A 12,827-nucleotide genomic window follows, 5' to 3' on the forward strand; every position below is an offset into this window, starting at 1 on the left:
AGCCGGCCGGCGGGCCGGGCTAGACGCGGGCGCCGTCGTCGCCGTCGTCGTCCTTGCTGCGCGGAAGGCGCATGATGAGCGTCCCGACGCCCGCGACGAACGCGGCGACGAGCATCGCGATGACGTAGCCCGGCACGGTGCGCCACACGAGCGCGCACGTCAGGAGCGCCACGGGGCCTCCGAGCGCCCCGCACCACGCGAGCACCGAGACGGGATCCGCGCCGGCCAGGATGGGCTCCGGCTCGTCGGGGACGAAGTCGCCCGGCAGGGCGTGGTCGTCTCCAACCGGCCCGCGCGGCTGGGCCTCCGGCCGCCGTCCCGAAAGGCCGAGGGGATCGAACCGCGAGAAGCCGCCGCCGTCGTCGTGGCCAGCACCTGTGTGCCCCTCGGGCGGGTGCGCATCACCGGAGGCGGCCGCGGGGCGGGCAAGGCCGCCGTGCTGGCCTCCACCGCGCGGAGCGGACGCCGCCCGCTCGGCGGCGGAGAGCTCGCGCGGCGCAGGGCCAGCGCCGTCCTCGCCGAGGCGCGCGACGAGGTCGCGCCACGCGTCGTCGTCGGAGCCGGGCTCGTGCCGCCGGGGACCCTGATCGGGCGTCACTGGACCTCCCGCGTGTCGTGGGCCGCGTTTCTGGGCCGCGCGGGCCGTGGGCTGCCCACCACCTCGCGGATGAACGCCGCGGACCGGTCGAAGATCGTCGGCGCGTCGTTGTCCAGCGTCGCGACGTGGTAGCTGTCCGTGAGCCGGATGAGCCGGATCTCCGTCCCGCCGTACCGGGACACGATGGCGCCGAGGCTGCGCCCGCTCGTGACCACCCGGTCCACCGTCGAGCGGAAGACCTGCAGCGGGGCGGTGGCTCGCGGGAGGGAGGCCACGGTGTCCCGGAACAGGAGCTTGAGCTCGTGCGCGGCGGCGACGGGGACGAGGTCGTAGCCGCCCTCGTCCTGCCCCGGCCGCTTGATGTCGTTGTGGATGCCCGGGGTGGTCTTCTTGACGTAGCGCAGCACGGCTGAGAGGTGGGAGCGCGGGTCATCGACCACGAGCGCGGGGTTCACCACTGTCACCGCGCCGACCGGATGGTGCGCAGCGAGCCGTAGGGCCAGCGCCCCACCCATCGACAGCCCCGCCGCGACGACCGTCTCGCACTCGCCCGCGAGCTCGAGATATGCCGCCTCGTAGGCGTCGTACCAGTCGCGCCAGTGGGTCCTTGCGAGGTCGTCGACCGAGGTCCCGTGCCCCGGAAGGAGCGGGGCGGAGACGCGGAACCCGGCCTCCCGCAGCGCGTCTGCCCATGGCGTGACGCTCACGAGTTCGCCTGTGAACCCGTGGCTGAGGGCGACGCCGATCGTGGAAGGGGAGTCCATGTGAGAAATTATGCACCGACGAGCGTCAGGTGCCCTGTGCCGAGTCACGTGCCGGGGTCGCCGCCCAGCGCAGGAACGCCTCAGTGGTCCGCTCCACGACGAGGTCGGCCTCCGGGCCGCGCGTGGCCACGTGCGGGCTGCGGTGGAGGGGGACGACCTCGACCTCCGCGCTCGACGTCCGGGCAACGATGCGGGCCAGCGACGACGGCGGGACCACCGGGTCGCCGTCGGACCTGAACGCGATCAGCGGCGCGGTGACGTGGGGCAGCAGTCGGTCGGTGGCCCCGAACAGGCGCTTGAGCTCGTGCACGGCGGCGATCGGGGTGCGCGAGTAGTCGCCTTCGTCCCCGACCGGCTCGGGCGCATCCTCCTCCTCGATCGGGCCGGTGGTCCGCAGGAAGAGCCGGTAGGCCCCGATAAAGCGCACGCGGCGGTCGTAGAACCCCAGGCCGGGATTCACGACGGCGACCCCCGCTGCCGGGGGCAGCGCACCGGCGTCGTGGGTCGCCAGGCGGGCGGCCGTGTGCAGGGCGATGGCACCGCCCATCGAGAGCCCGGCGAGGAACAGCACATCGGTGCGCGCGGCCACGTCGGCACACGCCTGCTCGAACCGCTCGGTCCATTCGCGCCAGCGCCGCTTCTCGAGGTCCCGCCAGTCGGTGCCATGGCCGGGGAGCACGGGCACCTCCACGTCGAAGCCGCGGGCGGCGAGGCCGTCGGCCCAGGGCTGCACGGAGGAGGGCGAACCGGAGAACCCGTGGCACATGGCCACTCCGAGCCGGGGTGACCGGTTCCTGCCCGTCGGATGCGCCATGGGTCAATGGTGGCACTACAGTGAGTGCGGACAGCACGCTCGCACGGCGGAAGGGCCGGTCAGTGGTCTACTGGATCCTCAAGCAGATCTTCATCGGCCCACCGGTCAGGCTGCTGTTCAGGCCGTGGACCAAGGGCATGGCGAACGTGCCCCGCAGAGGCGCAGCGATCCTCGCGTCGAACCACCTCTCCTTCTCGGACTCGATCTTCCTGCCGCTCATGGTCCGCCGGCCCGTGGTGTTCCTCGCCAAACAGGAGTACTTCACCGGGCGCGGCCTCAAGGGCCGGCTCACGGCCGCCTTCTTCAAGTACACGAACCAGCTCCCGATGGACCGCTCGGGCGGCGAGGCGTCGTCGGCCTCCCTCGAGGCGGGGGCCCAGATCCTTCGCGGCGGCGGGCTCCTCGGCATCTACCCCGAAGGGACCCGTAGCCCGGACGGGCGCCTGTACCGGGGGAAGGTGGGCGTGGCGCGGCTCGCCCTCGTCAACCGCGTCCCTGTCCTGCCGGTGGCCATGATCGGCACCGAGAAGGTCCAGCCGATCGGCCAGCGCCTGCCGTCGATCCGGCGCGTGGGGGTCATCGTCGGCCGCCCCATGGACTTCTCGGAGTTCTACGACCGTGCCGAGGACCGGGACGTCCAGCGCGAGGTGGTCAACCGCATCATGCGGCAGATCCAGCAGCTGTCCGCGCAGGAGTACGTGGACGCATATGCGGCGGACGTCAAGGCCCGGCTCGCCGCAGAGGCAGCCGACCGGGCCAAGCGTCCGCCAGCCGACGCATAGAAGACGCACGAGCGAGCAGCGGCGCGGGTGGCATAGCCTTGGAGGGTGACTGATCTCTCCGTAGCGTCTTCCCGCATCACGAGCACCGCCCAGAGCGGCGCCGCTGACTATCCGGGTCTGGACAACTGGCGCTCCCTCCCCATCTCGCAGCAGCCTTCATGGGCGGATCAGGACGTCTTCCGTGCCTCCGTCGCGGAGCTCTCGAGCCTTCCGCCGCTCGTCTTTGCCGGCGAGGTGGACGTCCTCCGGGATCGCCTCGCCGCCGCCGCCCAGGGGAAGGCGTTCCTCCTGCAGGGGGGCGACTGCGCGGAGACCTTCGAGGCCGCGACCGCGGACCGCATCAGCTCGCGCGTGAAGACGATCCTCCAGATGGCCGTCGTGCTGACGTATGGCGCCCAGCTCCCGGTCATCAAGATGGGCCGCATGGCGGGCCAGTTCGCCAAGCCGCGCTCGTCGGACACGGAGACCCGCGACGGCGTGACGCTGCCCGCCTACCGCGGCGACATCGTCAATGGCTACGCGTTCACGCCTGAGTCCCGCGCGCACGACGCCGCACGCATGCTCCGCGCCTACCACACCTCCGCGTCGACGCTGAACCTCATCCGGGCCTTCACTCAGGGCGGCTTCGCCGACCTGAGGCTCGTGCACACGTGGAACAAGGGCTTCACGGAGAACCCGGCCCATGCCCGCTACGAGTCGCTCGCGCGCGAGATCGACCGGGCGATCAAGTTCATGGACTCGTGCGGCGCGGACTTCGAGGCGCTCAAGCGGGTCGAGTTCTTCGCGAGCCATGAGGCGCTCCTGCTCGACTACGAGCGCGCCCTCACCCGCATCGACTCGCGCACCGGCCTGCCGTACGACACTTCAGCGCACTTCCTCTGGATCGGGGAGCGGACCCGCGAGCTCGACCACGCCCACGTGGACTACCTCTCTCGGGTGCGCAACCCGATCGGGGTCAAGCTCGGCCCGTCCACGACGGGCGACGACGCGCTCCGCCTCATCGACCGGCTCGACCCGGACCGCGAGCCCGGCCGCCTCACGTTCATCACGCGCATGGGCGCGGGGAACATCCGCGAGAAGCTCCCGCCGGTGGTCGAGAAGGTCACGGCCTCGGGCGCCCAAGTCCTGTGGGTCACGGACCCCATGCACGGCAACACGGTCACGAGCCGCAACGGCTACAAGACCCGCCGGTTCGACGACGTGGTCAACGAGGTGCAGGGCTTCTTCGAGGTCCACCAGGCACTCGGCACCGTGCCGGGCGGCCTCCACATGGAGATGACGGGCGACGACGTGGCCGAGTGCCTCGGCGGGTCCGACCCGATCGACGAGGCCGCGTTCGAGGACCGCTACGAGTCGGTGTGCGATCCGCGCCTGAACCACATGCAGTCGCTCGAGATGGCGTTCCTCGTCGCCGGGGCGCTGTCGAAGCGCGGCTGACCGAGACCACCCCCGGCGAGCGGCCGGCGTCGTGCTCCCGCGGGCACGCCGCCGGCCGTCCGCGTCACGCGACCGTGATCGTGATGGTCGTTCCTTCCGGCTGGTCGCCCGACTTGTCCTGTCCGGCCACGAGGCCGAAGATCGGCCTGCCGTACGTGTAGCTGCTCTTCACTGAGAACCCGGCCGCCTGGAGGAGCTGGACGGCCTCCTTCTCGGACTTGCCGAACACGTCCGGCACCCTGACCATCTTGGGGCCCTTGGAGATCGTCAGGTTGACCTTCCCGCCCTTGGTCAGGGTTGCGCCGTCGGCCGGGTCCTGCGCGGCGACCGAGCCCTTGGGGACCGTCTTGTCGTTGACCTCGTCCGCGGAGACCACCGGGTCGAGGCCGGCGGCTCGCAGGGCTGCGAGCGCGTCCGACTGGGCCATCCCCACGACCTTGGGGACCGTGATCGGCTGGGGTCCCTTCGAGACAGTGAGGCTGATCGCCGACCCATGCCGTAGGAGTGTCCCCGCGCCGGGGTCCTGCGAGATGACGACCCCCGCCGGCACGGTGTCGTCGTAGGCCTCGCTGACGGGCCCGAGGGTGTTCTGCGCGGCGGCGATCGCCGACTTGGCGGCCTCGGCGGACATCCCCCGCAGGTTGTCGAGCGGGAAGAGCTGTGGCCCCTTCGAGACGAGCACGCTCACGCCCTGGAACTTCCGGATCTGGCTGCCGGCCGCCGGGGTGCTGCCGACGATGAGGCCGGAGGCGATCCCGTCGTCGAACACGTTCTGGGTGGAGAAGCTCAGGCCGGCCTGGTCGAAGAGGGGCCGGGCCTGGTCGACGGTGAGGTCCTTGACCGTGGGCACGGTCGCCGCCGCTCCGGGGCCCACGCCGAAGAACCACCCGGCGAGGGCCGCGATGAGTGCGAGCACCACCACGACGACGGCCCAGATCGCCCCGCGTCGCCGGCGCCCGCCGGGCGTGAGGGTGCGCGTGGGCGTGGCAGCGGAGATCGCGGACCGCTTGGCCGCCTCGCGCTCCTGGCGCTTCAGCTCGCGTGCTGTGGGGCGCGCCGGCCGCGGGTGCTCGGGCATGACGGTCGTGGGGTGGGAGGGTCCAGCGACCGCGATGGCCTCGGTGTGGCCCGGCGGCAGGGCCTCAGTCGTCGCACCGGCGGGAGGCGCGGAGCCGCCGACGGGTCGGGGGATGAATGCGGTGGGCGCGGCATGCAGGTCGAGCTGGGCGCCGCTGAGATGGTCGCGGACGTGCCGGATCTCCGTCCGGAGCGCGTCCGCGTCGACCGGCCGACGCTCCGGATCGCGCGCGCCCGCCCACTGCACGAGCTCGTCGAGTTCGGGGGAGAGCCCGGGCACGAGCGCCGAGGGCGGAGGGACGTCTTCGGTCACGTGCGCCATGGCCACCTGGACGGGTGCGTCGCCGCGGAATGGCTGGTGTCCCGTGAGGAGCTCGTACAGCATGATCCCCACGGAGTACAGGTCGCTGCGTGCGTCCCCGCCGCTGCGCTGTACGATCTCGGGCGCGATGTACGCGACCGTGCCGAGGGTGAGCCCCGTGCTGGTCGAGTTCGTGACGGCGCGGGCCAGACCGAAGTCGGCGACCTTGATCCGGCCCGTGTCGCTGATGAGGACGTTCTCCGGCTTGATGTCCCGGTGGACAAGGCCGGCCCCGTGCGCCGCGCTCAGCCCGTCGACCACGGCGTCGACGATCTCGAGGGCCCGGCGGGGCGTGAGGGCGCCCTGCTCGTTGAGCACCTCGCGCAGGTTGTGTCCTCGGACATACTCCATGACGAGGTAGAAGATGTCGCCGTCATGCCCGCGGTCCAGCACGGAGACCACGTGCGGGTGGGAGAGGCGCGCCGCGGCCTTGGCCTCCTGCTCGAGGCGCGCCGAGAAGGTCGGGTCCTGACTCAGGTGCGGGTGCAGCACCTTGATGGCCACGTCCCGGTCCAGGTTCGTGTCCGTCGCGAGGTACACGGTGGCCATCCCGCCCATGGCCAGCCGCGACATCACGTGGTACCGACCGCCGATGAGCGAGCCGACGAGCGCATCACTCAGCTTTCCGTTCACCCCACGATCCTACTTGGCCGCGGGCGCGGACCCGGTCAGCGGAACGTCTCCTTGTGGGCCTTCACAGCGGCGACATAGGCCTTCGTATCGTCGTAGAGCCCGTGCTTCGCCACGGAGTACTGCCCCTGGTAGTAGCCGGCGATCGCGGTGTCCTCGTCGTTGCTCGTGCGCACCAGGGCGCCGATGATCGCGATTCCGGCGGCCGCGTTGTCGCGGGGGTCCAGGAGGTTGAGCCTGCGGCCCAAGAGGTCGGACGCCCACTGGCCGGAGGACGGGACCAGCTGCATCGCGCCGATGGCGTTGGCCGGGGAGACGGCGCGCTGGCTGAAGCCCGATTCCTGGTACGCGAACGCGAGGGCCAGTGCGGGGTCGACACCCATTTGCCGCGCGGTGTCGGCGATGATCCGCTTCATTTCGTCACGGCTTGGGACCGGTGCGGCGTTGAGCAGTCGCTTGTTCTCGTTCGCCGACGCGACGGTCGCCTGGGGGTAGGTGTACCCGAGGAACGTGTCGCCGACCAACAGCTCCGCCGTTGCGGGTGCTGCCGGAGCCGGGGAGGCCTGCGTGACGCTTGCCGCGGGCGTCACTGCCGGCGCGGCCGGGACCACGAGCGTCCGGCCCGAGTAGATGACGCTCGTGAGGCTGAGTCTGTTCGCGGCGAGCAGGTCACCCAACGGCACCTTCAGGCGCGCGCTGATTCCGTAGAGGGTGTCCCCGGGCCGAATGGTGTAGGAACCCGAGGTTTGGGCCGGTGCCGGGGCGGGCGCTGCGGCGGGCGACGGCGTGCTGCCGGGCTGTGCGGTCGGCTCGCCGGTGAGGCGCAGCCGCTGGCCGGGGCGGATGATGGTCGAGGGGGTCAGTGCGTTGAGCGCGAGGACGTCGGACACCTTGAGCCCATACTTGGCCGCGATGGCAGTGACCGTCTCACCGGAGCGGACGGTGTGCGTTGCCGGGGTCGGGCCCGGGGTCCGGACGGCCGGGGCGACGTCGGTCGGTACGAGGGCCGCGATGTGTGCCGGAGCCGTGACGGCCGACGCCGTGGCTGCGGGCGCTGCCATTGCCGGACTCGCGAGTGCCAGCGAGGACAGGGCGACTGCCGGCAGGACCGCGCCCGTCGCGGCGACGAGCGGCCGGCTTGGCCTGGCAGTCGGGGTCGAGTTCGCGCCTGGCGTGCTCATCGGTCAACCTCCTGGAACCGGTTGGTGTCACTGATGTTACTCAAGTGACGAATGTGAATCTCTCACGAGGTGCGGTCCGGGCACAAGGCCGCGGCGCGTGGGCCTGTGGACTAGGTACAGCGGCGGGAGCCGTGGCACGCTGGAGGCGTGAGTGATATTGAGAACCTTGTGTCGGACTGGCTTACCCTGCCGGAAGTCGCGGAGCGACTCGGCTGCACGGTCACCAAGGTGCACGGCCTTCTGGATGAGCGCGCCCTCGTGGCAGCGCGCGTGGGGGAGAGGGGCATCCGTTCTGTCCCCGGCCTGTTCCTGGACGGGGACCACGTGGTGGACAGCCTCAAGGGCACCATCGCGGTCCTCGCTGACGCTGGATTCAGCGACGACGAGCTGATCGCCTGGCTCTACACCCCGGACGAGTCCCTGCGCGGCCGCCCGATCGATGCCCTCCGGGAGGGCCGCAAGACCGAGATCCGCCGTCGGGCCCAGATTCTCGCGTGGTAGGAGCCTTCGCCTAGTCCGGGCGTCAGCCGCGTAGGCGATCCGGGCCCGGCAGGCGCGTTGGCCTGCCGGGCCCGGCCCGGATCAGGCGGCCCGCCGGACGGCCGCGAGGCCGAGGGCCTCGAGGGCCGCGCGCACCTCGGGCTCGACCTCAAGGCGGTCGAGCGCCGCGAAGGCACGCGAGGAGAGGTCGTCGATCAGCCGTTCCGTGGAGTCCAGGGCGCCTGTGGTGCTGATGATCCCGCGGAGCCGGTCGACGTCGTCGGGCGTGAGGTCCGGGTGCCCGAGCCCGCGTTCGAGCTCTGCCGCCGCGGCGCCGTCGGCCGCCTCGAGGGCGAGCGCGATGAGCACGGTGCGCTTGCCTTCCCGGAGGTCGTCGCCGGCCGGCTTGCCCGTGGTCCGCGGGTCGCCGAAGACCCCGAGCACGTCGTCCCGCAGCTGGAAGGCCTCCCCGAGCGGGAGGGAGAACGCCGAGTACGCGGCGAGCAGCCCGTCGTCGGCCCCCGCGAGCGCGCCGCCGATCCCGAGCGGATGCTCGGTGGAGTACTTCGCGCTCTTGTAGCGGATCACGTTCTTGGCGCGGGAGACCGCCGTCGTGCGCGGCCGGGACGGCCCGGCCACCTCTTCGAGGATGTCGAGGTACTGGCCCGCCATGACCTCGGCCCGCATCGTATTGAAGATGCATCGGGCCCGCGTCCCCGCGGCCGCGGCGCTGCCCACCGCTGTGAACGCCTCCTCGCTGAAGGAGAGGCACATGTCGCCCGTGAGGATCGCGGCGGCATGGCCGAAACGTGCGGCATCGAGATCCCATCCGGCCTCGGCATGCAGGGCGGAGAAGCGCTCGTGAACGCTCGGCGCCCCGCGGCGCGTGTCCGACCGGTCGATGATGTCATCGTGGATCAGTGCCGCCGACTGGAAGAGCTCGAGGGCAACACCGGCGCGCACGGGCACGTCGTCGAGCACAGCACCGCCGGCGCCGCGCCAACCCCAGTAGCTCAGGAGCGCGCGCAGGCGCTTCCCGCCGGAGGCGAGGCCTGAGATGGCACCCATGAGCGGGGCGATGTCCGCCGAGACCTCGGCCATCACGGTGCCCTGGCGCTCGAGGAAGGCGCGGAGCTCCTCGGCAAGCGCCGCGCGGTACCTGTCCTGCTCGGCCTCGAATCCCACGGCCCGAGGCTGCTGTCCGTTCACACCGGTCCTTACTTCAGGGAGGACGGCGCCACCGAGACGCCGACCGTGGCCACCGCCTGGCCGTTCGCGGTGACGACCGTGATGGTGGCGGTCTCCGTCCCGTTCGAGCGGACGAAGTCGCGCACGAGCGTGCCGGCGGCCGCGATGGCCGCGGATGCGCTCGAGCTCTGGTCCTGCTTCTTCGCGCTCGCGCTCGCCGCCGGCACGGCGGCGAATCCTTGATCCGTGAGGACCTTGGTGTAGTAGTCGAGCATTGCGGCCGCAGTGGATGTGCTGCTGGACGCGACGATGGACGCCACCGCGGGGGTGGTCGACGCGTCGAAGCTCGTGGCGAGGGCGGAGGAGCCGGGCATGAGGGGGAGCGTCTGCGAGGGGAATCCAGCAGCGATGGCGCTCACGGTCGAGCTCGCCGATGCCGAGGCCGAGGCCCTGCCGGAGGCGGTCGAGGAGACCGAGGGGGAGCTCGTGGACGACGATGACGGGGCGCTGGTGGCCGTGCTCGTGGCCGGTCCGGCCGACGGGTTGCTGCAGGCCGCCATCGCGAGGGCGGCCCCCGCCAGCATCGTTGCTGCCATGAGCCGTCGGGCCGGTCGAGTCATGCGTGCCATAGGGATGGGCGTGCCTTCCGTCGTGTGGTGGTGAGGACCCCAACAGTCTAGTGGGATGGGGGGCACGGGCCCGGCCTACCATGGGTGGGTGGAGACGCAGGACGACGTGCCCCGGGCCGAGCCGCTCGAGGCTCAGCGCCGCCGGGGGATCCTGCACGTGGACATGGATGCGTTCTTCGTGGCGGTCGAGCAGCGTGAGCGTCCCGAGCTGCGCGGGCGCCGCGTGATCGTCGGCTTTCCCGCCGAGCGCTCTGTGGTCCTGTCGGCCAGCTACGAGGCGCGCGCGTTCGGGATCGGCAGCGCGATGCCGATGCTCATCGCGCTGCGCCGCTGCCCCGACGCGATCGTCGTCGAGCCGCGGCACCGCCTCTACTATGCGGTGTCCTCACAGCTCATGGAGATCTTCGGGGACTTCACCGATCTCGTGGAGCCGCTCAGCGTCGATGAGGCCTTCCTCGATGTCTCGGGGGCCGTGCGGCGACTGGGGGCCGCGCCCGAGGAGATCGCTGCGCAGATCAAGGCACGCATCCGTGCTGATCTCGGCATCACCGCCTCCGTGGGCGTCGCATCCTCGAAGTTCGTCGCCAAGATCGCTTCCGCGAGGTCCAAGCCGGATGGCCTGCTCGTGGTCCGGCCGGAAGACACTGTGGAGTTCCTCCACGCGCTCCCGGTCGGCGCGCTCTGGGGAATCGGCGGAAAGACCCAGGAAGTGCTGGCCCGGCTGGGCATCCACACGGTCGCCGACCTCGCCCACACGCCCGACTCGACGCTCAAGCGATCGCTCGGCGCCTCGGGGCTGCACGCCAAGCGGCTCAGCTGGGGCATCGACGGCCGCGCGGTCACTCCCGTGCGCGAGGAGAAGAGCATCGGCGCGGAGGAGACCTTCGCGACGGACGTGGCGGACGACGCCGCGCTGCACGCCGAGCTCCTGAGGCTCGCCCACCGAGTCGCCGGCCGGATGCGGGCCCAGGGGCTGGCAGCGGGAACCGTGGCGCTCAAGCTGCGCTACTCGGACTTCTCGACGCTCGCCCGATCGCGCACGCTTGCCGTGCCGACCGACAGCGCCCAGCACCTGTACTCCGCGGCCCGCCAGCTCTTGGCCGCGCTGGGGGAACGGCCGATGCCCGTGCGGCTGATCGGGCTGCGGGGGGAGCGCCTCGAACGAGGGGCGGGCGCGCCCCGCCAGCTGAGCCTCGACCGCACCGAGGACAACTGGCGGACGGCCGAGGAAGCCCTCGATCGTGTTTCCGAGCGGTTCGGCGCGGGAATGATCCGACCGGCCCGGCTGCTCCAGGAAAGGGGAGGCGGGCCCGGGCCGCGCCCACCGCGGGACTGACGGCGTCCCTTTTGCAACCTACCGGGACGTCATATCCTTAAATCACCTCGATATTGGGTGCAGTGAGTCGGCTGGGAGGTCCATCTGGGGTCGGGTCGGCAGCGGCTCGCACACTGGGGGAACCCACAGCAGGTTCAGTGCGTTGGTGCAGGTGATGGGGCCGTCCATCGACTGCATGCGTGAAGGAGTCGCCATGCCTCTCTCGGAGCACGAACAGAAGATGCTGGAGCAGCTTGAGAAGCAGCTTCATGAAGAGGACCCGAAGTTCGCCGATTCCATGGGCGCTGACGCCCTGAGGACGTTCTCAACCAAGCACATCGTGCTCGGTGTCCTCGGTGTGATCGTCGGCATCCTTGTCCTGCTGACCGGAGTGAGCATCCAGAACATCTTCGTGGGCGTTCTGGGCTTCCTGCTGATGGGGGCGAGTGTCTACTACGGAACGCTCCGGCGCCCCGGGAGGCGCATGCGCTCCGGAGGCAAGAAGTCCTCGGGCAGCTTCCTGCGCCGGCTCGAGGCACAGTGGGACGAACGCCGCCGCGAGCAAGGCTGACCTCACGCACCATCGAGCGCCTGCCGCGCCCCGTCACGCCCGGGGCCCTCTGCACGGCACGATGATGGCATGGACACCCAGTACTTCGAGGGCATGACCCCCAGACCCTGACGGCTCGGCTGCGCCCCGGAACCCGCGGTTCCGGGGCGCAGCTGTGTCCGTGGCTCTCGCAGGGTTCCTCCACTTTCGTCCCCGTTCCTTCTGCGCCTTTTCCCTCCACCCTCTCCACACTGCCCTCCCCGGCCGGCCCCAAGCCTGAGGCGGCACGAAGGAAAGCGGGGTGCGGCGCCGTCGTGCGCCGTGGGCGCTCCAGGGCACTCCACTCTCCGCCACCGGCGCCCCCACGTGCGCGAGGCCCAGAAATCCGCGGATCTTGGCCCGAATTCTTTGCACAAGTGGTGCGACATGCGTGTCGCTGGACGTTGACCGGGGAGGAGAGTGGAGTAAAGTGGGGCGTGTTGGAGGGAAGTGGCGGATAGGGACGTTCGGCCTCGTGACGACGGGTGGTGGTGCCGATGTTGCTCGGTACGTATTCGCCACGTCTGGACGAGAAGGGACGCCTCATCCTCCCGGCGAAGTACCGCGATGAGCTGGCCGATGGGCTGGTTCTGACACGGGGCCAGGAACGCTGCATCTACGTCTTCAGCCAGAAGGAGTTCGAGCGAGTCCACGAACAGATGCGGGAAGCCCCTATCTCCTCGCGTCAGTCCCGGGACTACCTCAGGGTCTTTCTGTCTGGAGCCTCCGATGAGGTGCCTGACAAGCAGGGGCGCGTGACGATCCCACAGATCCTGCGCAAGTACGCAGGGCTCGAGCGGGACCTCGCCGTGATCGGCGTGGGAACGCGGGCGGAGATCTGGGATGCCCAGGCATGGGAGGACTACCTGGCCGAGAAGGAGACCGCCTTCTCGGAGACCGACGACGACGCACTACCCGGGATCGACTGATCCCATCGGCTGGCCGAGATCTCCAGCCGCCCCGCACGGCCATCCTGGCTCAC

General features: G+C 70.9%; 14 protein-coding genes. 7 read left to right on the forward strand and 7 right to left on the reverse strand.

Annotated features, from left to right (window positions below):
• Positions 1–19: 19 nt before the first annotated feature.
• From SCMU_RS08710 to SCMU_RS08720, 3 genes are read right to left on the reverse strand one after another with little or no spacing between them, the layout of a single operon-like run.
• Positions 20–598: a hypothetical protein gene (locus SCMU_RS08710; protein WP_229232590.1), complete on the reverse strand. Its 579-nt coding sequence runs from the start codon at positions 596–598 to the stop codon at positions 20–22.
• Positions 595–1,362 (reverse strand): alpha/beta hydrolase, encoded by a 768-nt coding sequence (locus SCMU_RS08715; RefSeq protein ID WP_229232591.1) that lies wholly within the window; start codon positions 1,360–1,362, stop codon positions 595–597. Before SCMU_RS08715 ends, SCMU_RS08710 begins: the two co-directional genes overlap by 4 nt.
• A 25-nt stretch (positions 1,363–1,387) precedes the next feature.
• Complete coding sequence (locus SCMU_RS08720; protein WP_229232592.1) at positions 1,388–2,176, reverse strand: alpha/beta hydrolase; 789 nt, start codon at positions 2,174–2,176, stop codon at positions 1,388–1,390.
• Positions 2,177–2,238: 62 nt separating this feature from the next.
• Between SCMU_RS08720 and SCMU_RS08725 the strand changes: the two genes are divergently transcribed.
• Together SCMU_RS08725 and SCMU_RS08730 are read left to right on the forward strand one after the other, a co-directional pair.
• Entirely contained in the window at positions 2,239–2,958 is a 720-nt protein-coding gene (locus tag SCMU_RS08725; RefSeq protein ID WP_443020290.1) for a lysophospholipid acyltransferase family protein, read from the forward strand.
• A 45-nt stretch (positions 2,959–3,003) separates the two neighbouring features.
• Positions 3,004–4,395 carry a class II 3-deoxy-7-phosphoheptulonate synthase gene (locus tag SCMU_RS08730; RefSeq protein WP_229232594.1) on the forward strand — a complete coding sequence of 464 codons (1,392 nt, stop codon included), beginning with the start codon at positions 3,004–3,006 and terminating at the stop codon, positions 4,393–4,395.
• A 64-nt stretch (positions 4,396–4,459) separates the two neighbouring features.
• Here SCMU_RS08730 and pknB read toward each other — a convergent pair whose 3' ends face one another.
• Entirely contained in the window at positions 4,460–6,466 is a 2,007-nt protein-coding gene (gene pknB, locus SCMU_RS08735; RefSeq protein WP_229232595.1) for a Stk1 family PASTA domain-containing Ser/Thr kinase, read from the reverse strand.
• A 35-nt stretch (positions 6,467–6,501) separates the two neighbouring features.
• Positions 6,502–7,644 carry a LysM peptidoglycan-binding domain-containing protein gene (locus SCMU_RS08740; protein WP_229232596.1) on the reverse strand — a complete coding sequence of 381 codons (1,143 nt, stop codon included), beginning with the start codon at positions 7,642–7,644 and terminating at the stop codon, positions 6,502–6,504.
• Positions 7,645–7,791: 147 nt separating this feature from the next.
• On the opposite strand from SCMU_RS08740, the gene SCMU_RS08745 reads away from it, so the two are divergent.
• Positions 7,792–8,145 (forward strand): Rv2175c family DNA-binding protein, encoded by a 354-nt coding sequence (locus tag SCMU_RS08745; RefSeq protein ID WP_229232597.1) that lies wholly within the window; start codon positions 7,792–7,794, stop codon positions 8,143–8,145.
• An 81-nt stretch (positions 8,146–8,226) separates the two neighbouring features.
• Here the strand turns inward: SCMU_RS08745 and SCMU_RS08750 are convergent, their stop codons facing one another.
• Positions 8,227–9,333: a polyprenyl synthetase family protein gene (locus SCMU_RS08750; protein WP_229232598.1), complete on the reverse strand. Its 1,107-nt coding sequence runs from the start codon at positions 9,331–9,333 to the stop codon at positions 8,227–8,229.
• A gap of 8 nt (positions 9,334–9,341) precedes the next feature.
• On the reverse strand, positions 9,342–9,686 hold the full coding sequence (locus tag SCMU_RS08755; protein WP_229232599.1) for a hypothetical protein: 345 nt from the start codon (positions 9,684–9,686) through the stop codon (positions 9,342–9,344).
• On the opposite strand from SCMU_RS08755, the gene SCMU_RS08760 reads away from it, so the two are divergent.
• The 4 genes from SCMU_RS08760 to mraZ all read left to right on the forward strand — a co-directional run bounded on the left by SCMU_RS08760 (position 9,685) and on the right by mraZ (position 12,774).
• On the forward strand, positions 9,685–9,975 hold the full coding sequence (locus SCMU_RS08760; RefSeq protein WP_229232600.1) for a hypothetical protein: 291 nt from the start codon (positions 9,685–9,687) through the stop codon (positions 9,973–9,975). The two genes, SCMU_RS08755 and SCMU_RS08760, sit on opposite strands and share 2 nt — an antisense overlap.
• Positions 9,976–10,029: 54 nt before the next feature.
• Positions 10,030–11,277 carry a DNA polymerase IV gene (gene dinB / locus SCMU_RS08765; RefSeq protein WP_229232601.1) on the forward strand — a complete coding sequence of 416 codons (1,248 nt, stop codon included), beginning with the start codon at positions 10,030–10,032 and terminating at the stop codon, positions 11,275–11,277.
• Between the two features lie 193 nt (positions 11,278–11,470).
• A complete protein-coding gene (locus SCMU_RS08770; protein ID WP_229232602.1) occupies positions 11,471–11,827 on the forward strand; it encodes a DUF3040 domain-containing protein in 357 nt (118 codons plus the stop codon).
• Between the two features lie 515 nt (positions 11,828–12,342).
• On the forward strand, positions 12,343–12,774 hold the full coding sequence (gene mraZ, locus SCMU_RS08775; protein WP_229232983.1) for a division/cell wall cluster transcriptional repressor MraZ: 432 nt from the start codon (positions 12,343–12,345) through the stop codon (positions 12,772–12,774).
• Positions 12,775–12,827 lie beyond the last annotated feature (53 nt).

It is taken from the genome of Sinomonas cyclohexanicum (assembly GCF_020886775.1).
In the GTDB taxonomy this organism is placed as follows: Bacteria; Actinomycetota; Actinomycetes; order Actinomycetales; family Micrococcaceae; genus Sinomonas; species Sinomonas cyclohexanicum.